Origin of the sequence: Deinococcus metalli (genome assembly GCF_014201805.1) — a bacterium.
Lineage (GTDB): Bacteria > Deinococcota > Deinococci > Deinococcales > Deinococcaceae > Deinococcus > Deinococcus metalli.
The window spans coordinates 315,895-338,599 of the sequence record NZ_JACHFK010000005.1; the positions used below are offsets into that span (position 1 = coordinate 315,895).

23 protein-coding genes and 1 tRNA gene are annotated in these 22,705 nt (G+C 71.2%); 11 read left to right on the forward strand and 13 right to left on the reverse strand.

Annotated features, from left to right (window positions below; translation table 11 throughout):
• Positions 1–4: 4 nt before the first annotated feature.
• From HNQ07_RS12215 to HNQ07_RS12230, 4 genes are read right to left on the reverse strand one after another with little or no spacing between them, the layout of a single operon-like run.
• Positions 5–202, reverse strand: a complete 198-nt coding sequence (locus tag HNQ07_RS12215; RefSeq protein ID WP_184112119.1) for a dihydrofolate reductase family protein — start codon at positions 200–202, stop codon at positions 5–7.
• A complete protein-coding gene (locus tag HNQ07_RS12220; RefSeq protein ID WP_184112121.1) occupies positions 202–513 on the reverse strand; it encodes a dihydrofolate reductase family protein in 312 nt (103 codons plus the stop codon). Before HNQ07_RS12220 ends, HNQ07_RS12215 begins: the two co-directional genes overlap by 1 nt.
• 5 nt (positions 514–518) lie before the next feature.
• On the reverse strand, positions 519–1,061 hold the full coding sequence (locus HNQ07_RS12225; RefSeq protein ID WP_184112123.1) for a dihydrofolate reductase family protein: 543 nt from the start codon (positions 1,059–1,061) through the stop codon (positions 519–521).
• 1 nt (position 1,062) lies between these two features.
• On the reverse strand, positions 1,063–1,638 hold the full coding sequence (locus HNQ07_RS12230; RefSeq protein WP_221274960.1) for a dihydrofolate reductase family protein: 576 nt from the start codon (positions 1,636–1,638) through the stop codon (positions 1,063–1,065).
• Positions 1,639–1,767: 129 nt separating this feature from the next.
• Between HNQ07_RS12230 and HNQ07_RS12235 the strand changes: the two genes are divergently transcribed.
• Positions 1,768–2,454, forward strand: coding sequence for a winged helix-turn-helix transcriptional regulator (locus tag HNQ07_RS12235; protein WP_184112125.1), 687 nt, complete (start codon positions 1,768–1,770; stop codon positions 2,452–2,454).
• A 95-nt stretch (positions 2,455–2,549) separates the two neighbouring features.
• Here the strand turns inward: HNQ07_RS12235 and HNQ07_RS12240 are convergent, their stop codons facing one another.
• Entirely contained in the window at positions 2,550–3,986 is a 1,437-nt protein-coding gene (locus HNQ07_RS12240) for a hypothetical protein (protein WP_184112127.1), read from the reverse strand.
• A 375-nt stretch (positions 3,987–4,361) separates the two neighbouring features.
• On the opposite strand from HNQ07_RS12240, the gene HNQ07_RS12245 reads away from it, so the two are divergent.
• Complete coding sequence (locus HNQ07_RS12245; RefSeq protein ID WP_184112129.1) at positions 4,362–8,099, forward strand: GAF domain-containing protein; 3,738 nt, start codon at positions 4,362–4,364, stop codon at positions 8,097–8,099.
• A 6-nt stretch (positions 8,100–8,105) separates the two neighbouring features.
• Here the strand turns inward: HNQ07_RS12245 and HNQ07_RS12250 are convergent, their stop codons facing one another.
• Complete coding sequence (locus HNQ07_RS12250; RefSeq protein ID WP_184112131.1) at positions 8,106–9,248, reverse strand: sensor histidine kinase; 1,143 nt, start codon at positions 9,246–9,248, stop codon at positions 8,106–8,108.
• Positions 9,249–9,421: 173 nt separating this feature from the next.
• Positions 9,422–9,498 (reverse strand) — tRNA-Pro (locus HNQ07_RS12255).
• 84 nt (positions 9,499–9,582) lie between these two features.
• On the opposite strand from HNQ07_RS12255, the gene HNQ07_RS12260 reads away from it, so the two are divergent.
• From HNQ07_RS12260 to HNQ07_RS12275, 4 genes are all read left to right on the forward strand, one after another.
• Positions 9,583–10,365 carry an AIM24 family protein gene (locus HNQ07_RS12260; protein ID WP_184112133.1) on the forward strand — a complete coding sequence of 261 codons (783 nt, stop codon included), beginning with the start codon at positions 9,583–9,585 and terminating at the stop codon, positions 10,363–10,365.
• Between the two features lie 186 nt (positions 10,366–10,551).
• Entirely contained in the window at positions 10,552–11,901 is a 1,350-nt protein-coding gene (locus HNQ07_RS12265; RefSeq protein WP_184112135.1) for a BCS1 and AAA domain-containing protein, read from the forward strand.
• Positions 11,902–11,969: 68 nt separating this feature from the next.
• Positions 11,970–12,896: an AEC family transporter gene (locus tag HNQ07_RS12270; protein WP_184112137.1), complete on the forward strand. Its 927-nt coding sequence runs from the start codon at positions 11,970–11,972 to the stop codon at positions 12,894–12,896.
• Positions 12,897–13,088: 192 nt separating this feature from the next.
• The gene (locus HNQ07_RS12275) at positions 13,089–13,751 is read left to right on the forward strand and encodes a GNAT family N-acetyltransferase (protein ID WP_184112138.1); all 663 of its coding nucleotides are present in this window, start codon (positions 13,089–13,091) and stop codon (positions 13,749–13,751) included.
• Here the strand turns inward: HNQ07_RS12275 and HNQ07_RS12280 are convergent.
• The 4 genes from HNQ07_RS12280 to HNQ07_RS12295 all read right to left on the reverse strand — a co-directional run bounded on the left by HNQ07_RS12280 (position 13,699) and on the right by HNQ07_RS12295 (position 17,480).
• A complete protein-coding gene (locus HNQ07_RS12280; protein ID WP_184112139.1) occupies positions 13,699–14,688 on the reverse strand; it encodes a PIG-L deacetylase family protein in 990 nt (329 codons plus the stop codon). The two genes, HNQ07_RS12275 and HNQ07_RS12280, sit on opposite strands and share 53 nt — an antisense overlap.
• 166 nt (positions 14,689–14,854) lie before the next feature.
• Positions 14,855–15,328, reverse strand: a complete 474-nt coding sequence (locus HNQ07_RS12285; RefSeq protein ID WP_184112140.1) for a cupredoxin domain-containing protein — start codon at positions 15,326–15,328, stop codon at positions 14,855–14,857.
• A gap of 109 nt (positions 15,329–15,437) precedes the next feature.
• Positions 15,438–16,772, reverse strand: a complete 1,335-nt coding sequence (locus HNQ07_RS24385; protein WP_184112141.1) for a sensor histidine kinase — start codon at positions 16,770–16,772, stop codon at positions 15,438–15,440.
• Between the two features lie 39 nt (positions 16,773–16,811).
• Positions 16,812–17,480: a response regulator transcription factor gene (locus HNQ07_RS12295; RefSeq protein ID WP_184112142.1), complete on the reverse strand. Its 669-nt coding sequence runs from the start codon at positions 17,478–17,480 to the stop codon at positions 16,812–16,814.
• Between the two features lie 61 nt (positions 17,481–17,541).
• On the opposite strand from HNQ07_RS12295, the gene HNQ07_RS12300 reads away from it, so the two are divergent.
• A complete protein-coding gene (locus HNQ07_RS12300) occupies positions 17,542–17,943 on the forward strand; it encodes a hypothetical protein (protein WP_184112143.1) in 402 nt (133 codons plus the stop codon).
• A 48-nt stretch (positions 17,944–17,991) separates the two neighbouring features.
• The gene (locus HNQ07_RS12305) at positions 17,992–19,236 is read left to right on the forward strand and encodes an AI-2E family transporter (RefSeq protein ID WP_184112145.1); all 1,245 of its coding nucleotides are present in this window, start codon (positions 17,992–17,994) and stop codon (positions 19,234–19,236) included.
• 12 nt (positions 19,237–19,248) lie between these two features.
• Here HNQ07_RS12305 and thrB read toward each other — a convergent pair whose 3' ends face one another.
• Positions 19,249–20,157: a homoserine kinase gene (gene thrB, locus HNQ07_RS12310; protein ID WP_184112146.1), complete on the reverse strand. Its 909-nt coding sequence runs from the start codon at positions 20,155–20,157 to the stop codon at positions 19,249–19,251.
• A 411-nt stretch (positions 20,158–20,568) separates the two neighbouring features.
• Here thrB and HNQ07_RS12315 point away from each other — a divergent pair, with 411 nt between their 5' ends.
• Both HNQ07_RS12315 and rpmB read left to right on the forward strand, forming a co-directional pair.
• On the forward strand, positions 20,569–20,838 hold the full coding sequence (locus HNQ07_RS12315; protein WP_184112148.1) for a GlsB/YeaQ/YmgE family stress response membrane protein: 270 nt from the start codon (positions 20,569–20,571) through the stop codon (positions 20,836–20,838).
• Positions 20,839–21,053: 215 nt separating this feature from the next.
• On the forward strand, positions 21,054–21,272 hold the full coding sequence (gene rpmB / locus HNQ07_RS12320; RefSeq protein WP_184112150.1) for a 50S ribosomal protein L28: 219 nt from the start codon (positions 21,054–21,056) through the stop codon (positions 21,270–21,272).
• Between the two features lie 69 nt (positions 21,273–21,341).
• Here rpmB and lspA read toward each other — a convergent pair whose 3' ends face one another.
• On the reverse strand, positions 21,342–21,878 hold the full coding sequence (gene lspA / locus HNQ07_RS12325; RefSeq protein WP_184112206.1) for a signal peptidase II: 537 nt from the start codon (positions 21,876–21,878) through the stop codon (positions 21,342–21,344).
• A 101-nt stretch (positions 21,879–21,979) separates the two neighbouring features.
• Between lspA and HNQ07_RS12330 the strand changes: the two genes are divergently transcribed.
• Positions 21,980–22,465: an S-ribosylhomocysteine lyase gene (locus HNQ07_RS12330; RefSeq protein WP_184112152.1), complete on the forward strand. Its 486-nt coding sequence runs from the start codon at positions 21,980–21,982 to the stop codon at positions 22,463–22,465.
• Positions 22,466–22,705 lie beyond the last annotated feature (240 nt).

Genomic DNA, 22,705 nt, shown 5'->3' on the forward strand with positions numbered 1-22,705 from the left:
GGAATCACCCTTCTTTGAGAACGCGGTAGTGGAGGTGCGTGGCAGCCGGCGTGGGCAACGCGCGCAGGCGTTCCAGCGCGACCGGCCCGCCGAGGTGAGTGAACAGCGGGCGGCCCGCGCCGAGCAGCAGGTTCGCGACGTGCAGCTGGAGTTCGTCCACCCGGCCGGCCCGCAGCGCCTGCCGGCTGACGTCTGCGCCCATCAGCACCACGTCCTTGCCGGCCGCCGCGTGTCGTGCGGGCGGTGCGTCAGGACGAACACGGTGCTCGCGCCGAAGGGCGGCTGCTCGCCCCACGCCTCCTGCGCGATGTCGAAGGTGCGCCGGCCCAGTACGCATGAGCCCAGGCGCTGCTGCGGCTCGTCGACGAGCACCGTCAGGTCGTCCGGTGTGGGGTGGAACACCCACTCGTGCAGGGCCCTCCCGCCGTCGCCCAGGCCGTTGCCGGGGCCGTCGTTCGGGCCGGTCACGAAGCCGTCCACGGACATGGTGATGTCGATCAGCACCTTTCCCACGGCCGTCAGGCGTCCGCCGGCCCGTACTGCAGCAGCACGACACCGCGGCCGATGGGCCGGGCCTCGCGCAGCGCCAGCTTTACGCTGCCCAGGCCGTCGCGGAAGAAGCGCTTGCCGCTTCCGAGCGTCAGGGGGTACACCAGCAGGTTCAGGCCATCGACCAGTCCGGCGTCCAGCAGCGTCTGGGCCAGACCGCCGCTGCCATACACCAGCACGTCGCCGTCGTAGCGCTCCTTCACCGCCCGGATCTCCTCGACCACGTTGTCCCGAATGATGGTCGAGTTGTTCCAGGTCGCGTCCGTGAGTGTCGTGGAGACGACGTACTTGGGCAGGCTGTTCATCAGGTCCGCGCCGGGATCGCCGGCTCGGGCGGGCCACGCGGCAGCCATGCCCTCGTAGGTCACGCGGCCCTGGAGGAGCGCCCGCGCCGCCTGCATTTCGGCCGCCTTGAACGCGGCGATGTCGTCGTTCCAGTACGGGGCCGTCCACGAGGGCTCGTCCATCACGCCGTCCAGGGAGAGGAATTCGGAAATCACGAGCTTGGCCATGTCAGGTCTCCTTGCGGGTGGAAAGCCGGTACGTGAGGTGCGTGGCGTGTGCGGACTGGACGGTACGGACGTGCGTCAGCCGCCCAGGGTCGGCGTCCCGGAACAGGGGCAGGCCCCCGCCCAGCAGCACGGGAACGAGGTGCAGCTGGATCTCGTCGAGCAGACCCGCGTGCAGGAATTGCCGGGCCACGTCTGCGCCGCCGGCCACGCACACGTCCCGGTCGCCGGCCGCCGCGCGGGCCTGGTCCACCGCGCTCTCGATGCCGCCGGTCACGAAGTGGAAGGCCGCGCCGCCGCGGGTCACGCTGGGTCGGGCGTGGTGCGTCAGGATGAAGTGCGGGACGTGATACGGCGTGTCGAAGCCGTCCGGAGCGGTGCCGAAGGCGCGGGCGCCCAGGATGATCGCGCCGATACTGCCCAGCAGTTCGGCTTTGAGGTCCTCGGCCGCACCGGGCGCGAAGTACCAGTCGTGCAGGCCGCCGTCCTCTCCGTTTGGGCCGGCGATGAAGCCGTCGAGGGACACGGCGAGGTCGAGGAACACGCGGCTCACAGGCGGGTTCCGGTGGGGTGTGGGCACATGGGGCCTCCGGGGTGGATGATGGGCTGGGACTGGAACGTCTTCGACATGTTTAGCTTAAAACAGAATAGTACGGAATTGCAACTGCCCGCTCAGTCTTCCGGACTGAACTGAGTACACTGAAGTGACATGACGTCCGCGCGCGCTCCGGAACGCCGCTCCTACGGAGACGGTTGCGCCGCCGCGCACGCCCTCGACCTGATCGGGGAACGCTGGGCGCTGCTGGTCGTGCGCGAACTGTTGCTGGGCCCCCGCCGCTTCACCGACCTGAAAACTGCCCTCCCGGGCATCAGCGCCACCGTGCTCACGCAGCGCCTGAGCGACTTGGAGGACGTGGGGGTGGTCGTCCGTGAACAGCTGCCGCCGCCCGCCGCGTCGTGGACCTACGCCCTGACTCCGTGGGGCCAGGACCTTGAACCCGTCTTGATGCAGCTCGGCCGCTGGGGCGCCCGCTCGCCGCATCGCGCGCCCGCTCCGATCAGCGTCGCCACGCTGATCACCGCACAGCGCACCATGTTCAGCGCCGTGGCCGCCGCTGGCGTGGACGCCAACGTCCACCTGCGCCCCGGCCGCGACATCTTTACTGCCCGTGTGCAGGGCGGTACCTTCCAGCTCACGCCAGGAGCCCAGGGCACCCCGGACGCCACCCTCAGCGGCGACGTGGCTGGCCTGGGCGCCGTCCTGTTTGGCGGCCTCCCGCTGGACGTGGCCGAGGCGGACGGCGTGCTCGGCGTGACCGGCGACCGCGTCCTCGCCGCGCGCTACGCGACGCTGTTTCCGCTGCCGCCCACTGTGGCTGCGGTGCGGAAGGGCTGAGTCCTCGACAAGCAGAGAAGACATGATGTCAGAGCCTCATCCCCATATGTATGGGGATGAGGCTCGATTTAAGCTAGACGGCCGTCTCCATCACCTCAGTATGAGTGAAGGTGTGGCTCCAGTTCAATGTACTGGTCTTGCAGCGAAGTAATGGTGACGGTGTAATCGCCTGCATCATAAGCGTAAAAATCCCAGTATCCAGTCGCGTCGCCGTCAAAAATGACGTTACCCGTCGGACTAATTGCAGTGAGGTGAGTGCTGCCCTGATTGAGTCGGAAGTGCAGCTCACCAGAGCCGTCAGAGATGAGTTTGTACGTTTTGGTCTGCCCGGCTGCCCAGTTATCGCCAATGACGACGTCGCCAACAGAGTAGTAATGGGGTACAACGAAGATGATGGCGTCCTGCTTCTTGACCGTGACGCTCTGCTCGTTGCGCGTTTCGTTGCCACTGCTGTCCTCGGCAATCACCGTGACGTCCGCCGTGCCGAGCGCACTGGGTTTCCACGGGGCGCTCCAGCCACCCGCGCCGTCGGTCAAGACGGTCGCGGCGCCGCCCGCCTGATCGGCCGCGTCGGTGCTGGCCACCAGGTTGCTATCCACGTACACGCGAAGCGCCTGTACCTGCACGTCGTCGCTCACGCTGCCGCTCAGGGTCGTGACCTGATCCTGGTATGCCGTGGCGACCGGGGCGACCGGGGCGACCGTCAGGCTGGGCATGACCATGTCGGCCGTCAGGACGTTCGTCTGGATGCTCTTGGCGAAGTTCAGCGTGACGGGCTGGTAGCTGGCGGTGTCGGTGCCGCTGTTGTACACCCACGCGTTGAAGCTCGCCGCGACGTTCAGCTCACTGTCGGCGGCGGTGCCGCGCGCGGTCACGTTCGTGCCAATCTTGCTGCCGGCGCCGTTCAGCACGCCATCGGTGCTGTTTCCCAGCATGTAGGTTACGGGGCCGATGTCGCTGGTAGGGACAGTGGCGCTCTGGCCGGACACGGGCGCGGTCTTGGGGTACAGCCCCAGGTTGAAGGTGCTGTCGGTGTACAGCTCGCTGAGCGGCATGGCCGGCGCGAGGCGGCTGGAGGCGGGGTCGAACACGGCGTGCGTCTTGAGGCGCACCACGCTGCTGCTGGCGTCCACGGTGGCGGTGTTCTCGCTGCCCGGGCCGTAGCCGAGCAGAACAGCGCTGCTTGCGTCGTCCTTGACGCGGCTCTCAAAGGAGTACGCGCCCTTGGGGAGCAGCAGGGTCTGGGCGAATTCATTCGAGTGCGAGAGGGTCAGGGTGGTGCTGCCTGCGCCGCTGGGGTCGAAGGTGGTGCCGTTGAAGGCCACGACCTTGCCGGCTGAGTCGCGCACCGTGATGTCGTAGTGGGCGTCGGGGACGTCGCCCGTGAAGCCCTGGGCGTGGATGATGCCGGCGGCGCCGAGTTGCACTTTGACCAGTTCCGCCTGGGTGCGCGGGGCAGTCGTCTGCTGGCACGCGGCCAGGAGCATGGTGAGGATGGTGGCGGCGGCAAGACCCTGGACGTGTTTCGACATGACGGCTCCTCTCAGCCGTATTTGACGGCTGATACTGGTCCTGACCCGCGCCGGGATCGGGACGCGGGGTCCGCGACGGTCAGGGCGCGCTGTGTGGTCAGGGCAGGCAAACGCTTCAGTTCACCCGTCGAGTATTTGTTTGGCCGTCTGACACGCTTCTCACAGCCGGCCAGCGTAATGGGGGCACTCCACCCCCACGTGGTTGCGGACGGGATGCCCTGACCGGAACAGGAGTGGACCGCAGCGGCGGACCGCCTCTGGTCTTTGCCCGAGACGTTGACGACCGTCTGGCACGTCGGCATGCTGACTGGACGGCCTTGGGGCGACGTTCGGTGCACGTGACCCGGCGGTGGGGGCCTAGACTGCGGACTGTCCATGGCCGTGCACGTCCATCCGATTTCCGGGCCGTTCGATGTCCTGGTGGTTCTTGGCTCTCCGCCGGGCGACCTGGGGGCCGTGCTGTCGAACCTGCCCGCCGGGCTGGGCGCTGCGGTCCTGATCGCGCCGGGAGATGACCTGACGCTGGAAGCGCTTGCTCCGCTGCCGGTGCAGTGGGCGGAGCACGGCCTGCCGCTGGAGCCGGGCCGGCTGTATGTCACGCCGCCGGGGACCGTCGTGGAGGTGCGGACGGACCGTCGCTGCGCCGTCACGTCGGCGCCGGACGGAGCCCCAGAGCGGCCGCTGGACCGGCTGCTGGCGTCGCTGGCGATCACCTGCGGCGCGCGGACGCTGGCGGTGGTGTGCGGCGGGTCAGGTCGGGACGGTGTGGCCGGAGCGCAGGCCCTGCGCGGAGCGGGCGGAACCGTGCTGGTGCTCCTGCCGGAGGGTGGCGGCGACGGGGTGCCGAGCGCGGTGGTGGAGGCCGACGCGGCGGACGTGGTCACCGCGCCGCAGGATCTCGGCCGGACCGTCGCCGCCCTGCTGACAGGGGGACCGCCGGGCACGTCCCGCGCGGACACCGCCGAGCAGCAGCCGGCCTTCCTGCTGCAACTCAGCGACGCGCTGCGGCCGCTGGCCGACCCGGTCGCCGTGATGGGTGTGGCGTGCCGGATGCTGGGCGAGCATCTGGCGGTGGACCGCACGTACTACGTCGAGGTGGATGAGGCGGCTGGCGTCGCGCGGGTAGCGCGTGACTGGGTGCAAGGCGGGGTGTCGCTGGCGGGGGAACACCGGGTGGCGGATTTCGGGTGGTCCGTGGCGATCCTGCGCCGCGGCGAGTGCCACGTGATTCCCGATACGCAGTTCTCGCCGGTCGTGCCGCCGGAGGACCGCCCAGCGTCGGCGGCGCTGGGCATCATCGGCTGCATGGGCGCGCCCCTGATCAAGGATGGCCGGCTGGTCGGGGCGCTGTGCGTCACCACCCTGGTGCCGCGGGCGTGGACGGCGCGCGAGGTCAAGTTGCTGCGCGACGTGGGCGAGCGGATCTGGTCGGCCGTCGAGCGCGCCCGCGCCGAGGAAGCGCTGCGCGCGCGCGAGGAAAAGTACCGCACGCTGTTCAATTCGATCGACGAGGGCTTTCACATCATCGAGCTGCTCTACGATCCCTCCGGGCGGCCGGTGGACTACCGCTTTGTGGAAGCCAACCCGGCGTTCGAGGGGCAGACGGGGCTTCGCGGCGCCGTCGGCCAGCTGGGCAGCCACGTGGCGCCGGGAACCGAACGCTCCTGGCTGGAGGCGTACGACCGCGTGATCCAGAGTGGCGTAGCGCTGCGCTTCGAGGACTACGACGCCTTCACGCAGCACTGGTACGCCGTCTACGCGTCGCGCGTGGGTGAGCGCGACGGGCATCAGGTCGCCGTGGTGTTCAGTGACGTGACGGAACGCAAGCGCCGTGAGGCCAACCTCTCGTTCCTGAACGCCGTGGGCAGCGCCCTGGAGCAGCTCACGAACGTCGAGGAGACGATGGAACTGCTCGGTGAGAAGATCGGCGCGCACTTCGGGCTCGCGCACTGCCGCTTCGTGGAGCTGGACCCGGCGGGCGAGGTGGCCGTGGTCTTCCACGGCTGGCGGCGCCCCGACGTGCCGACGATCACCGGGCCACACCGCATGAGCGACTACCTGGCGCCCGAATTCAAGGAAAAGATGCGGGCCGGCACCACCGTGATCGTGCGCGACGTGTGGAACGATCCCCTCACCGACGGCGGGCGTTTCGCGGCGCTGGGCATCGGTTCCTTCGTCGCCGTGCCGCTGGTGCGCGACGGCCGCTGGCTGGCGTGGCTGGGCCTGTACCGCTCCGAGGCGCACGGGTGGCCTGACGACGACGTGGAACTGGCGCGCGAGCTGACGGCGCGCATCTGGACGCGGCTGGAGCGCGCCCGGGCCGAGGCGGCCGTGCGGGCGCTGAACGCCACCCTGGAAGCGCGCGTGCAGGAACGCACCCACCGCCTGGCCGAGATGAACAGCGAACTCCAGGTCCGCACGCGGGCGCTGGAGGCCTTCGCGGAGCTGACGCAGGACCTCGGCGTGGAGGTCGATCCGTACGCCCTGGTGCGGCAGGGGCAGCGGGTGGCGCTGTCGCTGCTGCCGCAGGGCTTCGCGACGTACTACGAGCTCCACGGCACGCTGTGGCGCCTGCGTGTGCAGGAGGGCGACATGCGCGCTCCGGCGCTCCAGGCCGCGGCCGACGCGGGCGTGCCGGCCGGGCACACCCCCAGCCTGGACCGGCCGTGGGAGACCGGGGCGCCGGTCTTCCAGTCGTCCTACGACCGCGACGCCGACGGGCTCGGCGCGCTGGGCCACGAGGTCACGGCGCTGGCCACGCTCCCGCTCGTGGTGGGCGGGCGTCGGCAGGGCGTCTTCGCGGTGGCGCTCTTCAGCGGCCGGCAGTGGACCGGCAGCGACCGCGCCGTACTGGAGACGGTCGTGCACAGCCTCAGCCTGGCGCTGGAACGCGCGCAGGCCGTGCGGGCGCTGGCGGAGGAACGCGAGGCGCTGGCGACCTTCGCGCACTTCACCGAACTGAGTGCCGGCACGCGCGACGTGGAGGCACTCGCCCGGCAGGCGACGGCGGTGCTCGGCCAGGTGCTGGACGTCCACAGCGCTGTGTACTTCGAGCAGGACGGCGAGCTGTGGCGGCTGCGGCACGCGTCCACCACGCTGGAACCGGAGCTGGACACCGCCCTGCGGCGCGGCGTGCCCGCCGGCCTGCCCGGTTTCGCCGTTCCCGCCGAGCGCCGCGAACCCGTGTTCTTCGAGCACGTAACCACTGAGGACCCACCGCCACCGGTGACCTTCCAGGCCGTGGCGGCGTATCCCCTGTTTCCGCCGCACCACCCCGCGGGCATGCTGAGCATGGCGGTCACGGACCGCGCCGCGTGGACCGAGCGGGAAAAGGCGGTGTTCCGCGCGGTGGGCGACAGTTTCCGCCTCGCGGTGGAACGCACCGCCCAGTTGCAGCAGGTCGAACGGCACCGCGAACGCCTGGCCGACCTGAACGCCGAACTCGGCACCCTGATCACCCGCACCGCCCGGAACCTCGAACTGCCGGTCGGATACCTGAACCAGTTCCTCTCGCCCAGCCGTCTGAACGACCTGCCCGCCGCACTTCCGCTGAGCGTGCCCTCGGCGCTGCACGACGAGCTGTCCCGGCTGCGGGGCGTGGCCCAGGACCTCAGGCAGCTCGCGCAGCTGGAAAACCAGACGCTCAGCCGCGAACTGCTGCCGCTGGGGGAACTCGTTGCGCAGGTGCGCGCGCAGAGCGCGGCGGCGGGCCGGGTGGCGTGGCTCACGCTGGCCCTGCCCATCGTGCGGGCCGACCGGGCACTGCTGATGCAGGCGCTGGAGGTGCTGCTCACCTTCACCCTCAGCGAGACGCGGGGCGCGCGCGTGGTGGAAGTGAGCAGTCAGGAGGTGGGCGCTGAGGTCTGGGTGACGGTGCAGGACGACGGTATCGGCCTGGAACCCGAGGAGGCCGCGACGCTGTTCGATCTCGCGGTACGCACCGAGCAGAGCGTGCCGCTGCTCGATGGCGGCGGCCTGGTGCGCGTGCGCCGCGTCATGGCCCGGCACGGCGGGTGGGCGTGGGCCGAGGCCCGGCTCGACGGGGGCCGGATCGTCCTGGCGTTCCCGCGCGACGAGACCGTGAGCGTCATCGAAAATCTGCTCCAGCAATAGGGCGCCTCAGGTGCCGGCCGGGTCGCGGGGAAACGCCACCCAGAAGGTCGCGCCCTGACCGGGCCGACCCTCGGCCCACACCCGCCCGCCGTGGCGCAGCGCCAGCCGCTGCACCAGCGCCAGCCCCAGGCCCGGCCCCGCGAAGTCCTCCGGCCGGTGCAGGTGCCCGAAGATGGTGAACAGCCGGTCGCGGTAGCGCGAGTTGAAGCCGATGCCGTTGTCCTCCACGTACACGGCGACCTCCCGCTCCAGTTCCCGCATGCCCACGTGGATGCGTCCGCCCTCGCGCGCCCGGGTCGCCTTGAACGCGTTACTCAGGAGCTGCGTCAGGATGACCTGCACCGTCGCGGTGTCGCCGCGGATCACGGGCAGGGGATCGCGGGTCAGCTGCACCCCCCGCCCCGCCCACTCCGGGGACAGCTTCCGGATGACCTGAGCGAGCACCACGTTCAGGTCCACCGGCATGAACTTCAGCCGCTGCCGGCTGACGCTGGAGAACGCCGCCAGGGCGCGCAGGCTGGCCTCCAGCCCGTCGGCGGCCTCCACCACCCGCTGCGACGCCCGCTGCCGCTCCGCGGGGTCACCGTCCGCTTCGGCGTGCGCCACCTGTGTGAACGCCCGGATGTGCCGCAGCGGACCGGTCGTCTGCTGCATCACGGCCGCCACAAAGGCCTCCAGTTCCTGCGTGACCACCTGCACCTGCGCCGCCTGGCCCTCCGCCCGCCGCTCCAGCATGGCATTCACGCGCAGGAGTTCCTCCTGGGCGGCCCGCGACGCGCTCACGTCCGTGAGCGTCATGCGGCACAGCGGTCCCTCCGTCCAGGCCTCCACCTGCGCGTGAAAGGACGCGCCGTCCGGCCGCACCAGCAGCAGCTCGACCCGCTGCGGCCCCGGCTGGCTGAAGGCCTGACGCAGGAACAGCAGGAAGGTACTGTCGTGCGGCGGCCGGGTGAAGGTGCAGAAGCGGCGGCCCTGCAGGCGTGCGCGCGGCAATCCCAGATCCGCCTCGGCGCGCTGGTTGGCGTCCAGGATCACGCCGGACTGGTCGAGCAGGACATACCCCACCGGCGCGCGGTCGAACAGGCCCCGGTCCCGCGCCTCATCATGCAGGACGGGAAGGTCGCGCGTGGAGGGGGAATCGTCGGTCATGGGCGTCACTCAGGTCACGAAGAGGAGCGTGACTGCACAGTGGAATGGAGGAGAGCCAGCAGACAGCCCGGTGACTGCATCATAGCGCACAGTCTGACGCGCAGGTATCTGTGGGTGGCTGGCAGACCGCCGAACCAAAAAGAAAGGGGAGCAGATTGCTCTGCTCCCAGTGCTGGTCGAGGCGGCGAGATTTGAACTCACGACCCCTACCACCCCAAGGTAGTGCGCTACCAGGCTGCGCTACGCCTCGACAACCAGCCACAGGACTATAGACGCCGGGCGGGGCGCGGTCAAGTGCGGGAACCGCCGGGCCACTGCTCCCGTAGAGCGGGGCATGGAATTCACCTGGACGGGCAGCACCGAACGCACCCTGAGCGCCGGCTCCACGAAGCTGGAGGTGCTGGAGTACAGCGCCACCCCCATGGAGGGGCCACTGCAGGGCTTTCCGCAGATGCTGGCCCGCCCGGCCCGCTGGCGGCAACTGGCGGTGCACGTCTCGGGCGCCGCGGCCACGCTGGAGTCCGGGGCGCTCCAGTACCTGCGCGGCGACCTGGAGATGCAGGCGGTGTCGGCGGCCGGCGGGGGCGGCGGGCTGGGCGGGTTCTTGCGGGGCGCGGTCACGGCCGCCGCGACGGGCGAGGGCATGTACAAGACGGCCTTCAAGGGCTCGGGTGTGATCTACACCGAGCCCACCCGCCTGCACCTGCTGCTGGGCGAGCTGCGCGGCGAGTCGCTGATCGTGGATGACGGCGCCTTCGTGGCGTGCGCGGGCGACATCGCGGTCAGCCGGCACGTGAACCACGGCTTCGCGCAGATGGTGGGCAGCGGCGAGGGCCGCGTGCAGCCCAAGCTGACCGGCAGCGGCGTGTTCGCCCTGCAGAGCCCGGTGCCGCCCGAGGAGTTCCAGATCCTGGAGCTGAGTGGCGACGTGCTGAAGGTCGACGGCAACCTGGTGGTGGCGTACACCGACGGCCTGACCTTCTCGGTGGAGCGCAGCGCGCGCGGCCTGCTGGGCAGCGGCAAGACCGGCGAGGGCTTCGTGCAGGCCTTCCGCGGCACGGGCCGGGTGTGGCTGGCCCCGACCCTGCCGCTGCACATGGGCGGCGTGACCGCGTAGGCCCCGCCAGCGCGCGTAGGCCCGCCTGAGCCGGATGGCCGAGGCGGGCCATTCCGTTTCTCCCTACGCTGAGGATGTTCCCGCCTGTCTGCCGGACCGGCGCCACTTCCTCCTGCGCGGCCCCGCCCGTGCCTCCCGCCCACGTCCGGGGAGGCCGCCGCCCCACGACCCACCGGACGACCGATCATGGACACCCCGACCCCCCTGACCCTGGCGACCGTGTGGCGTGACCTGCACGCGGCGGTCGCGCATACCCTGGTGACCAACCAGTTCGCGCAGGGCGGCGTGCTGATCGCGGCCCTCAGCGCGGCGGCGGTGTTCGCGCGCTCGTTGCCCGGCCGGATCTGGCAGTGGCTGGTCGGGCGCTACACCGTCACGCTGGACGTACAGGGCGACGACGCCGCGTTTCCGTGGCTGGCCGCGTGGCTCGCCGCGCAGCCGGTGGGCCGGCGCCTGCGGCACCTGGGCGTCGTGACGCGCTTCAACGAGCAGATGGGCGGTCAGAACCTCACCCTGGGCATCGACCGCGACGGCGACGAGGTGAACGTCCGGCTGGTGCCGCTCAGCGGGCAGGTGCTGGTGCGGGTGCACGGCCACTGGCTGCTGGCCCGTCCGCTGCGCACCCAGCGGCAGGGACAGAACGGACGCCCGCTGAGCGGCTTCGAGCACAGCCTGACCATCCAGATGCTCAGCTCCTCGCGGAGCGTGATCCCGGACCTGCTGCGTGGCGCGTACGAGTTCACCGCCGGCAAGGCCGACGGCCGCGTCGAGATCCACGTGCCCGAGTACCAGGGCTGGACCCTGGCCGAGCGCCGCGTCGCCCGCCCGCTGGAGACCCTGATCTACGACGGCGACGTGCTGGGCGGCCTGCACGCCGATCTGACGGCGTTCTTCGCGGACCGCGAGTGGTACGCGGGCATGGGCATTCCGTACCGCCGCGGGTACTTGCTGCACGGCCCGCCCGGCAACGGCAAGAGCAGCTTGGTGGCCGCGCTGGCCGGCGCGTTCGGCCTGAACGTGTGCGTGCTGAACCTCGCCACGCCGGACCTTACGGACGACCGGCTGACCTCCCTGCTCACGAACCTGCCGCGCCGCGCGCTGCTGCTGCTGGAGGACATCGACGCGGTGTTCCTGGGCCGCGAACCGCGCGCGCCGACCGTGAAGCTGTCCTTCAACGGCCTGCTGAATGCGCTGGACGGCGTGGCAGCCGGCGAGGGCCGCGTGACCTTCATGACCACCAACGACCTGGCCGGGCTGGACGCTGCCCTGATCCGCCCCGGCCGCGCGGACCGCCACGTCCTGATCGGCAACGCCACCCGCGCGCAGGTCGCCGGGATGCTGCGGCGCTTCTGGCCCGCGTGGACCGACGCGGACATCGGCCCGCTGCTCGGCCCGGTCGCGGACGGCCTGCTGAGCATGGCGCGTGTGCAGGAATACCTGCTCGAACGCCGCGCCGACGCTCCCGCGGTGCGCCGCGACTGGGCCACCCTGACCGGCCACGGCTGCCCCACCCGGCTGAAACTCCTGACGGCGTGAGCCAGCCGGCCGGGTGATCCGGACAGGCGGGCCGGCCCGGCGACCCGGCGTGCTTTCATGCCGGGCGAATGCTCCAGGCCCTCAGCAGCGTGTTGTTGCCCGTCATCCTCGTGGCGGGGCTGGGGGCGCTGCTGTCGTCGCGTTTTCCCATCGACCAGGCCACGGTGTCGCGCGTGACGCTGTACCTGCTGTCGCCCGCGCTGGTGCTGGACGTGCTGCTCAGGACGCCGGTGCAGGTGGGCGAGGCGCTGCACCTGGGCGCCGCGTACGTGATCACCATGCTGCTGTGCCTGGGGCTGGGGTGGCTGTGCGGCGTGGGGACGGCGGGGCTGTCGCAGCGCAGCTACAGCGCCAGCGTGGGCATCTGGAACAGCGGCAACATGGGCCTGCCCATCGCACTGTTCGCCTTCGGGCAGGCGGGGTTCGAGCGGGCCACGGTGCTGTTCCTGGCGTCCTTCGTGGGCATGTACGCGGTGGGGCCGGCGGTCTACAGCGTGGGCCGCAGCGGCGTGCATCCCCTGGAGGCGCTGAGGGACGTCCTGCGGCTGCCGGCCATCTGGGCGACCGTGCTGGGCGTCGCCCTGCGGCTGCTGCACGTTCCGCTGCCCGAGGGCCTCACGCGCGGCGTGGCGCTGCTGTCGCAGGCGACCCTGCCGATGGTGCTGCTCGCCCTGGGCCTGCACCTGGGGGCCGCCGGGCGCCCCCGGCTGGACGCCCGGCTGTGGCTGGCGAGCGGCGCGCGGCTGATCGGCGGGCCGCTCGTGGCGCTGGGCGTGGGCCGGGTGCTGGGTCTGGACGCGCAGAACCTCGCGGTGCTGGTGCTGTCGGCCAGCATGCCCACCGCCGTGAACGCCCTGCTGATCGCCCGCGAGTACGACGCGGACGTCGAGACGGTCGCCGGCGTTGCCACGCTGAGCACGCTACTGTCCGTGCTGACCATCGCGGGCGTGGTCACGCTGCTGCCCGCCCTGACCGGGCAACCGCTGCACCCCTGAGCGGTGCCACGCCACGTCTGGAGACGTCGGCCCTGAGCGTGGCGCTGTGAGCGGACCCGCAGTCCTCTGAGAAGTCGCGTGCATATCTTGACAGGGCATGCATACCGCGCTATCTTCTAGCCACAACCGCCCGAGAGGGCGGATTTTTCATGCCCCTGGTCCGGCCACTCGCTCCGCCGCTACACTGCCCGCGTGACCGGTCCCGCCACGCTCCGCCCGCTCTGCTTTGAGGACGGGCCTGCGGTGGCGCGCGTCGCGTGCTCGACCGGGTTCTTCGGCCGCAGCGCCGCCGTCTACTTTCCGGACTCGGCGCTGTTCGGAGCGCTGTGGGTGGGGCCATACCTGCACGGGGCCGGCGCCGGCTGCTTCGTGGCCGAACGGGACGGCGAGGTGGTCGGGTACATCCTGGGCGCGCCGGACCACGCGCGGTACCAGCGGGCGCTGACCGCCGTGGTGGCCCGCCACCTGAGCACCACCGTGCCCACGCGTGCGACCGTGCGCAGCGTGCCCTACCTGCTGCGCGCCGCCCGGTATCCGTCGCCCCACGCGGACTGGCGGGCGTTTCCGGCGCACCTGCACCTGAACCTGCTGCCCGCCGCGCGCGGCACCGGCGTGGGCGGGCGCCTGCTGGACGCGCACCTGACGGCCCTGGGCGGCCTGGGAGTACCCGGCGTGCAGCTGTCCACCACCACCGAGAACGACGTCGCGCTGAGGCTCTACCGGCGCGCGGGCTTCACGGAGCTTGCGTCGCGCGTCACGCCGCTGTGGACGCCGTGGCTGGGCCACCCGGCCACGCACGTGCTCATGGGACGGCGCTCTCCGGGACGGGATCGAGGTCCGGCGTCCCCGGACTGAGCAGTTCGTTGCGGCGCACGAAGGCCCGCATGAAGCGCCCCATGATGCGCGTCTGCGTGCGGTAGGTGTTCACCGCCTGCAACTTGCGGTCCACCTCGGCGTCGCTCAGGTCGGCGCGTTCCCACGGCAGGGCGCGGGCGCGCGGCGGCACGGTCAGGGGCAGTTCGCCGTGCAGACCCTTGGGCACCGGCCACTCCACGCCGCCGTGCACCACCCAGTAGCGCAGCCGGTTCTCCTGGCGGCGCTGGGCCATCAGGCGCATCGCCAGGGCCGCCACGGTGCGGTGGTCCGTGTGGAAATCCTGTGGGGCGGGCGCGAACACCAGGTCCGGCTGCACCCGGTCGAGCACGCGGTTCAGGTCGGCCTCCAGCGCCTCCCCGGTGTAGGGCGCGCCGGGCGTCAGGGCGCCGGCCACGTACACCGCCGACGCGGCGGTGCGCGGCGCGGTGTACGGCCGCGCGTAATAGCTGGTGGCCAGCCGCGCCAGCCCCCGGTCCGGGTACCCCAGGACGAAGGTGTGGTCCGCCGGTACGCCCAGCACCTGTGCCGCGCGCCGGGCCTCTGCGGCGCGTGTGGCGCCCAGCGCGCGCATGTTCGTCGCGCCGGGCCGCAGCACGCCCTGGGTGAGGGCCGCGTCGAACTCGAAGCCGTCGCCGGCGGTCACCCACGTGATCCATACCTGCGCGCCCTGCGCCCGCGCCCGCTGGATCATGCCGGCACAGCACAGCGTCTCGTCGTCCGGGTGGGGCGACAGGACCAGCACCCGCTGCCCGGCGTGGAAGGCGCCCAGAGCCGGCAGGGCCTGCACGCGCCGCGCGCTGCCGCCGAACATCCGGGCCGTGACCGGCAGGTTGATCCACACAGCCAGCGCCGCGCCCGCCAGCAGCAGCGTGGCGGGCAGCAGGTGCTCCTTGCGGGGTCGGGGAACGCGGGTCATCGGATGTGGGACGCGGCGCTGGCCGGCCGTGCTGGGCAGCGTATCAGGTGACGTGCCCGCCGCCGACCGCACCCGGGGGAGAGGAAAAACGGTCACCGGATCAGGAGAGGGTGTTCCTTCCCGTCATCCGGCGCAAGCAGGCCGCAACGGACGACCGCTGTCGGCCTTACTTCACGGTCACGCGGGCCTTCATGCCGGCCTCGTAGTGGCCGGGGTAATGGCACGCCATCTCGAAGGTGCCGGATGTGGTGGGCGTGAAGGTCAGCACCGCTTTCTCACCGGGCTTCAGCGGGACCTCGAAGAATCCGGCCTTCACTGCCTTCCCGCCGACGGTGAGCGTGACATCCTTGCTGCCCAGCCACAGCGTGTGCTTCTCCATGTAGGCGTCCCACGCGGCCTCGCCCTTGGGCGCGACCTTCGGGGCGCTGTAGAGCTGGAGTTCGTGGGGCGCCATGCCGGCGTTCGAGATGTGCATGACCACCTTCTGCCCGGCTTTCAGGGTCAGGCCCATGGGCGTGAACTTCATCTCGGACATCTGGACATTCACGGTCTGCACGGCGGCAGCCTTCACGGCGGCGCTGCCAGTGCTGGCGGCGAGGGCGCTGAGGGTCAGCAGGAACACGCGGTGGACTCGGGTCATGGAAACTCCTGGCGGGCCAGGGCTGGAGAACGCCCGCTTCCTCCAGGGATAGGCGCGTGAGGTCAGACCGATATGAAACGCTCGGCCCGGTGACGGCTGGGCGCCGACCTCACTGCTCGGCCGCGACCGGCGCGGCGTCCTCCAGCGGCAGCGCCACCGTGACGCGCGCCCCGCCCCCACTCGCCTGTCCGAAGCGCAGGGTGCCGCCGTGGGCGTCCACGACCTGCCGCACCACGGCCAGCCCCAGGCCGAAGCCCTCCACGTCGGTGTGGCCGCGCACGAAGGCCTCCGTCAGGGCGCCGGTCGGCAGGCCCGGTCCGGTGTCCTCGACGGTCAGGTGCGCGTGCGCGCCGTCCGGCTGCACGGTCACGCGCACCTGACCGCCCGGCGGCGTGAACTTGATCGCGTTGCCCACCAGATTCTCCAGCACCCCGCCCAGCAGGGCGCTGTCGCCCTGGACCCGCACCGGCGCGCCGTCCAGCCACAGGTCGAGGTCGCGGCGCGTCGCCAGGGGTTGCAGCAGGTCTACCGCCTCGCCCGCCAGGTGCAGCAGGTCCACCGTCGGCAGGGGGGCCTGCGGCGGGGTGGGCAGGCGCTGCGCGCGGGTCAGGGTCATCAGGTTGCCGGTCAGCTGGCGCAGGCGGCTCGCGGTGCGCTCGGTGCGTTCCAGGGCGCTGCGCAGTTCCTCGGCCGGCCGCGCCCGCGACAGGGTGTGCTGCACGTCGGCCAGCATCGCCGTGACCGGCGTGCGCAGTTCGTGTGACGCGCTCGCCAGGAACAGCGTCTCGTGCTCGCGCTCGGCGCGTAGGGCCTGGAGGCTGCGGTCGAGCGCGCGGGCCAGGGCGCCCACCTCGCCCGGCTCGTGCAGGCCGGGCAGCGGGGCCGCCGAGTCGAGGTGCTGCACGCGCCCGGCCAGCGTCTCCAGGGGCCGCAGCGCGCTGCGCACCTGGGAGGCCACCAGCGCGCCCACCACCGTGCTCAGGCCCAGCAGGGTCAGCGTGGCGATCAGCGCGTAGCGGCGCAGCAGCTTCTCCAGCGGCTCCAGGCTGCGGCCGACCTCCACGCTCAGCGTGCCCTCGCGCTGCGACGCGACGACGTACCGCCCCGCGCGGCGCACCACGTGCGTGTCCGCGCCGTTCAGGAAGTCCGGGTCGAGGCGTGCCGGGCCAAGCGCGCCGCCGGACCATGCCCGCACGCCGCCCCGGTACACGCGCGCGGTGGCAGTCACGCCGTTCTCCTCCAGGATGTCGCGGGCGGTGGCGTTCAGGCGCCCTGGGGTGGTGTCGGCGATCGCCAGCAGCGCCTCGGCCTGGGCGTCCACCTGCCGGGTGATGGACGACAGCTCGACGCGCCACAGCACCGTGCCCGCCACGCCGGCGAAGGCGAGCAGCGCCAGCAGCACCGCCGCGAAGGTCAGCAGCGTCAGGCGGGTGCGCAGGGTCATGAACCGAGTATTCCGCAGCGGGCCGTGCGGCGCGCGGCGCTACTCGCCGTCGGGGAAGGCGTAGCCGATGCCGCGCAGCGTCTGCACCACGTCGTCGCCCAGCTTGCGGCGCAGGTTGCGCACGTAGGTGTCCACCACGTTCGACTCCGCGTCGAAGCGGCCGTCCCACACCCGGTCGATGAGTTCCTCGCGGGTGTACACCCGGCCCGGATGCGACGCGAGCACCTCCAGAAGCGAGAACTCCTTGGCGGTCAGCGCGACCCGCGTGCCCGCGCGCGACACGGTGCGCGCCGTCCAGTCCAGGCGCAGGTCACGCCACACCCGCGCGCTCTGCACCTCGGCGCGGCCCCGGCGCACCAGGGCCCGCAGCCGCGCCTGCACCTCGCCCAGGTGGAAGGGCTTGACCAGGTAGTCGTCGCCGCCCGCGTCCAGTCCGGTAATCCGGTCGTCCACACCGTCGCGGGCCGTCAGGAACAGAACCGGGGTGGCCAGGCCGGTGGCGCGCAGCTCGCGCACCAGGTCGAAGCCCGCCTGGGCGCCCTCGGGCAGGCCCACGTCCACCATCAGGGCGTCGAAGGGAAAGTTGTCGGCCAGGGCGCGGGCCTCGTCGGCACTGGCGGCCTCGTCCACGGCGTACCCGGCTTCCCGCAGGTTGGCCACCAGCGGGCGCCGGATCTCGGGTTCATCCTCCACGACGAGAAAACGCATGCCCGTAGCTTAACGGCCACAGTTCACGGCTCCATGAACCGCGCCGGGCCTACACTGATCCATGACCATCCATCGTGCGTGGCCGTGGCTGTGCGTCGTGACCGCCGTCCTGCTCGCCGGGTGCGCCGGGCCCCGCCGCGCGGCCGCGCAGGTGGGCAATGAGGTGGGCACCGTGGCGACCGGGGGCGCAGCCGGCGCCCTCCAGGTCAAGGACCGTGCGGCGGCGCAGGCGGCCGACGTGTACGCCCGGGGCTGTGCCCTGGCCCTGGAGGCGCAGCGGGCCGCGACCGGTCAGCTCGATCCCGCCGTGGACGGGCGGCCATGCAGCGACGCCGCACTGGGCAGCGGCGCGCAGGCGGCCCCGCCGGAGGTGCGCGCCAGCGTGGTGCAGGTGTCGGGTGCGGGCTACATGGTCACGGTGACGGATCACGCCGGGCAGGTGCACACGCGCCGCGCGCCCTGAGGGCCGGACTTCCATTCCATGCTGACCTGCCGTCGGCATACTGTCGCCATGACCGCTGACCGGCCCGTGGTTCCCGGCGCTTCCCTTGTGTCCCAGACGTCCCAGCAGCCGGAACCGCCTGTCGCGCCGCCCAGCACGTGGGCGCGGCTGTGGCGCTGGCCGCTGTTTCAGCTCGCCGTGTATGTCCTGGTCGCCTTGGCGGCGTGGCGGCTGCTGGGCGAGGTGCACACCATCCTGGTCAGCACCCTGGTCGCGTACCTGCTGGCGAACCTCGCCAACCCGCTGCTGACGCGCCTGGAACGCCGCGGTGTGCCGCGCCCGGCGGGGATCGTGCTGCTGGTGCTGGCCTTCTTCGGCGTGCTCGCCATGATCTCGCCGCTGGTGTCCACCATCGTGCGCGAGGTGCAGGCCCTGATCGCGCAGGCGCCCAGCCTGCTCGAACGCCTGAACGACACGCTGCGCCGCCTGTCGGCCCGCTCGCCCCTGCTCGCCAGCGCCCAACAGCAGTTCGAGGCGTGGGTGAAGGTCAACCAGCAGGCCCTGCCGGGCCGCCTGAGTACGTCGCTGGGCTCGCTGCTGTCGCCGTCGGGCGCGCTGTTCAGCGGTGTGAAGGGGGCGTTTGGTCTGCTGGGACAGGCCTTCATCACGCTGGTGATCGCGATTTACATGATGGCGATCTACCCCAGCATCGGCCCCTTTCTGGTGCGCCTGCTGCCGCTGCGCTTTCAGGCACATGCGGCGGACGTCGGCGGGCACGTGGGCCGCGCCGTCGGCGGGTACTTCCGCGGGCAGATCACGGTCGCGCTGATCCTGGGCGTGGTGATCGCCACCGGCCTGACCCTGCTGGGCGTGCCGTCGGGCCTGGCGATCGGGTTCCTGGCGGCGCTGCTGAACATCGTGCCGTACCTGGGCGTGATCCTCTCGGTCGTGCCGGCGCTGCTGCTCGCCATCCCGCTGGGCGGTCTGAAGGTGGCGCTGGTCGCCGCACTGTTCCTCGCCGCGAACCAGCTCGAGGGCCACGTGATCGCGCCGCGCGTGGTCAGCCACAGCACCAACCTGTCGTCGCTGGCGGTGCTGCTCGCCATCGTGTTCGGCGTGGAGACCTTCGGCCTGATGGGCGCGGTGATCGCCGTGCCGCTGGTCGCGCTGCTCAAGTCCCTGCTGGACGCGTACTACTACCCCAGCCGCCCATACCGCGCGGTGGCTCCCGACGCCGTGCCGGGGCCTGTGGTGGCCCCGCCGGTCGTCGTCACGGACGCGGAGGAGGCGGAGCCGGTCATCACCGCCCGCTGACGGGAGCGCCGCTCAGGGCCGCTCGATCACCGTGCCGGCCGTGTCGATGGGCAGATCCTGCACGCGGCCGGTCAGGCCGTTGCGCGCCATGACGCCGTGCAGGTAGGTGTGCAGCCGCTGCGTGGGCTCGCGCGTGTCGTGGAAGCACAGCACGGTCGGGCCGGCGCCGCTCAGGGCCGCGCCCAGCGCGCCGTGGCGGTGCGCGTCGTCCAGGATGTCGCTCAGGCCCGGCACCAGTGGCGCGCGCCACACCTGGTGGATGTAGTCCTGCATGGCGTGGCGCAGCAGGTCCAGGCGGCCCACGCTCAGCGCGGCGGCCAGCAGCGCCGCGTGCGACAGGGCGTGCACGGCGTCCGCGCGGCTGTACTCGCGCGGCAGCACCGCGCGGGCCTTGCTGGTGCTCAGCTCGAAGTCCGGCACCAGCACCGTCACGCCCAGGTTCGCGGGCGGATTGAGCCGGATGTAGTGCGTGCCCAGCTTGTCCAGCGTGGCGACCACGATGCCCCCGAACAGCGCCGGCGCGACGTTGTCCGGGTGGCCTTCCTCGCGCGCGGCCACGTCCAGCACCGCCGCGTCGTCCAGCGGGCGGCCCAGCAGCTCGTTGCCGGCCACGATCCCGGCGACCAGCGCCGCCGCGCTGCTCCCCAGGCCGCGCGCCAGCGGCACCTCGGTCTCGATCTCCACGCGGGCGGGGGGCAGGTCGCGTCCGGCGCGCCGGGCAGCCAGCAGCATCGCCCGGTACACGTAGTTGCTCTCGTCGGCGGGCGTGCCCTCCAGATCCGGCCCCAGCGGCACGACCTGCGTGACCGCCTGGGGCGTGACGCGCAGGGTGGTGTACAGCGGCACGCTCAGACCCAGCGAGTCGAAGCCCGGCCCCAGGTTCGCGGAACTGGCCGGCGCGCGGACGGTGAAGGTGCTCACGGCACGCCGGCCACCGGCCGGACGGCACGGACGTGGCGCCCGGGGACGGGCACGCGGTGCGGAAACGCTGGGGTGATGCCGGGCATGCGGACTCCTCCATGGCCCCGGGGGGCGGCTGCCGGCCATGCTACGCGACGCACGGCCCCCGCCGCGCCACGGCCCTCAAGACAACTCCAGGGGCGTCCGCGGCGCGGGGGCACGCCGGCAAAATGCTTTACCTGCTCGTCAGGAATGAGAACGCTGGACCCCGAAATCGGGCAGAAATTTACCCCGGGTTTGCGGGACATCCATCCCGTCTTCGCCCCCTCTTGAGAAAGTGCGCCAGTGTTCATTCGGCTCTTCTGCCCCGTCTCATGCTGCCCCCACAACGAGCTTCTTCGTTGACCCCACAGTCTTAGAGGAGGAAGAAACATGAGTTGGATCATCCTTATCCTGGTTGGTGCCCTCTGCGGTTGGCTCGCAAGCCTCATCATGAAGACGGACGCCCAGCAGGGCGCCGTCGCGAACATCCTGATCGGTATCGTCGGTGCGGTGCTGGCGCAGTTCATCTTCGCCAACCTGCTCGGCATCGGTGGCGCGACCGCCGCCGGCAACGGCTTCTCCTTCTGGAGCATCATCTGGGGCGTGGTCGGCAGCGTGATCCTGATCGCCATCCTCAAGGCCCTGCGCGTTCTGCGCTAAGTTCTTCCGCGGTTCCGGCCGGGTGTCCTCAGGGCACCCGGCCTTCTCTTGTGGTCGGGTCTGTCGCGGGGCCGCGGCGTCTTCCGCCTCCCGGCGTCCATGTGCTACAGTCGGAAGGCTTGTCCGATCCCGTCCGGCGAGCGGCCGTCCGAAACGGGCGGCGCGCTGGTCCCGGCCAGAACCACAGGATCTGGACTGAAGAAGGAGTAATCACCATGGCGAAAGTGTGCGAAGTGTGCGGTAAGGGGCCGATTGTCGTGAACTCGGTCATCCGCCGGGGCAAGGCCCGCGCGGCGGGCGGCGTGGGCCGCAAGGTCACGGGTATCACCCGGCGCGTGCAGAAGCCCAACCTGCAGCCCCTGACGGTCACGCGCGGCGGCGTGAGTCTGCGCCTGCGCGTGTGCAGCAAGTGCCGCAAGAGCCTCACGGTCTGAGTCCAGAGCGCAAATGGCACCCCCACCCAGCATCGGGTGGGGGTTTTTCTTGGCCCGGGAGTGCCGGGTTTACAGGGCGCGCTTTGGTCGGTCGGCCACGAACGTGCCGATCACCAGCAGGACCGTACCCACCACCACGCAGCTGTCCGCGATGTTGAAGATCGGGAAGCCGCCCTGCCCGATGGCGTTCGTCACGGCGCTCAGGGGCGGCGCGTGGATCATGTCGGTCACCCGGCCCAGCCGCAGGCCGTCGATGGCGTTGCCCACTGCGCCGGCCGAGATCATGCCCAGCACCACCGCCAGAAAGGCCGGCTGTGGTCGCCACAGCAGGTATCCCAGGATCGCCAGCCCCACCACCAGCCGGCCCAGGGCCAGCGGCGTGGCGCTGCCGCTGAACATGCTCCACGCGGCCCCGGTGTTGAAGGTCAGCACCCACTCCAGAAGGCCCGGCACCGCCACGACCGGCGGCTGGCCCGGCGTCAGGTGCGTCAGTGCCCAGGTTTTCAGGGCCTGGTCCGCAGCGAGCAGGAGCACGAACACCGCCACGGGCAGCCAGAGCGGGGAACGGCGGGCAGGGCCAGTCAGGAGGGACACGCCGCGCAGTATATGGAGTGCGCCCTGTCAGGTCGGTGCGTCGAAGCCGAGGGAGGAGAAGTGGAGTCAGACGCCTCACCGTGCCCTTCCCCTTGTCGGCGCACAATGACCGCATGGCGAACGTCGAATCCTTCGATCTGGATCACACCAAAGTCCGCGCACCCTACGTCCGGCTGGCCGGCGTGAAGGCCACGCCGCGGGGCGACCACATCAGCAAGTACGACCTGCGGCTGCTGCAGCCCAACCAGGGGGCCATCGATCCGGCGGCCATCCATACCCTGGAGCATCTCCTTGCCGGCTACCTGCGCGACCACCTCGAGAACGTGGTGGATGTCTCGCCCATGGGCTGCCGGACCGGCCTCTATATGGCGGTGATCGGAGAGCCGGATGAACAGGGCGTGCTCGGCGCCTTCGAGGCGGCCCTGCGCGACACGGCCGGCCACGACCGCCCCATTCCCGGGGTCAGCGAACTCGAGTGCGGCAACTACCGCGACCATGACCTCGACGCCGCGCGTCGTCACGCCCGCGAGGCCCTGGCGCAGGGCTTGAAGGTGCAGGAGACGGTGCTGCTCGACCGCTCTGGCACGGCCTCCATGTGATTCTGTGCGAGATCGGCCAAGGGGAGTTGACAGAACACGTCAAGGCCTGTATTGTTTCTGAGCCTCTTCGGAGGCGAGGCGCATGACAACCCGGACGAGAAGAGCGAGAACTGCGAAGTGTACGCGCGCTTCACAAGAAGCGCGTGACTGAATGACGCAAGAGGTCAAGAGAACAAGGATCCACGGTGGATGCCCTGGCACTGGAGCCGATGAAGGACGCGATTACCTGCGAAAAGCCCT

Excerpts from the sequence above, each read along its gene's own strand:
- HNQ07_RS12215 (WP_184112119.1), bottom strand. The coding sequence starts at position 202 with ATGGGCGCAGACGTCAGCCGGCAGGCGCTGCGGGCCGGCCGGGTGGAC.
- HNQ07_RS12225 (WP_184112123.1), bottom strand. The coding sequence starts at position 1,061 with ATGGCCAAGCTCGTGATTTCCGAATTCCTCTCCCTGGACGGCGTGATG.
- HNQ07_RS12235 (WP_184112125.1), top strand. The coding sequence starts at position 1,768 with ATGACGTCCGCGCGCGCTCCGGAACGCCGCTCCTACGGAGACGGTTGC.
- HNQ07_RS12240 (WP_184112127.1), bottom strand. The coding sequence starts at position 3,986 with ATGTCGAAACACGTCCAGGGTCTTGCCGCCGCCACCATCCTCACCATG.
- HNQ07_RS12245 (WP_184112129.1), top strand. The coding sequence starts at position 4,362 with ATGGCCGTGCACGTCCATCCGATTTCCGGGCCGTTCGATGTCCTGGTG.
- HNQ07_RS12250 (WP_184112131.1), bottom strand. The coding sequence starts at position 9,248 with ATGACCGACGATTCCCCCTCCACGCGCGACCTTCCCGTCCTGCATGAT.
- HNQ07_RS12260 (WP_184112133.1), top strand. The coding sequence starts at position 9,583 with ATGGAATTCACCTGGACGGGCAGCACCGAACGCACCCTGAGCGCCGGC.
- HNQ07_RS12265 (WP_184112135.1), top strand. The coding sequence starts at position 10,552 with ATGGACACCCCGACCCCCCTGACCCTGGCGACCGTGTGGCGTGACCTG.
- HNQ07_RS12270 (WP_184112137.1), top strand. The coding sequence starts at position 11,970 with ATGCTCCAGGCCCTCAGCAGCGTGTTGTTGCCCGTCATCCTCGTGGCG.
- HNQ07_RS12280 (WP_184112139.1), bottom strand. The coding sequence starts at position 14,688 with ATGACCCGCGTTCCCCGACCCCGCAAGGAGCACCTGCTGCCCGCCACG.
- HNQ07_RS12285 (WP_184112140.1), bottom strand. The coding sequence starts at position 15,328 with ATGACCCGAGTCCACCGCGTGTTCCTGCTGACCCTCAGCGCCCTCGCC.
- HNQ07_RS24385 (WP_184112141.1), bottom strand. The coding sequence starts at position 16,772 with ATGACCCTGCGCACCCGCCTGACGCTGCTGACCTTCGCGGCGGTGCTG.
- HNQ07_RS12295 (WP_184112142.1), bottom strand. The coding sequence starts at position 17,480 with ATGCGTTTTCTCGTCGTGGAGGATGAACCCGAGATCCGGCGCCCGCTG.
- HNQ07_RS12300 (WP_184112143.1), top strand. The coding sequence starts at position 17,542 with ATGACCATCCATCGTGCGTGGCCGTGGCTGTGCGTCGTGACCGCCGTC.
- HNQ07_RS12305 (WP_184112145.1), top strand. The coding sequence starts at position 17,992 with ATGACCGCTGACCGGCCCGTGGTTCCCGGCGCTTCCCTTGTGTCCCAG.
- HNQ07_RS12315 (WP_184112148.1), top strand. The coding sequence starts at position 20,569 with ATGAGTTGGATCATCCTTATCCTGGTTGGTGCCCTCTGCGGTTGGCTC.
- rpmB (WP_184112150.1), top strand. The coding sequence starts at position 21,054 with ATGGCGAAAGTGTGCGAAGTGTGCGGTAAGGGGCCGATTGTCGTGAAC.
- HNQ07_RS12330 (WP_184112152.1), top strand. The coding sequence starts at position 21,980 with ATGGCGAACGTCGAATCCTTCGATCTGGATCACACCAAAGTCCGCGCA.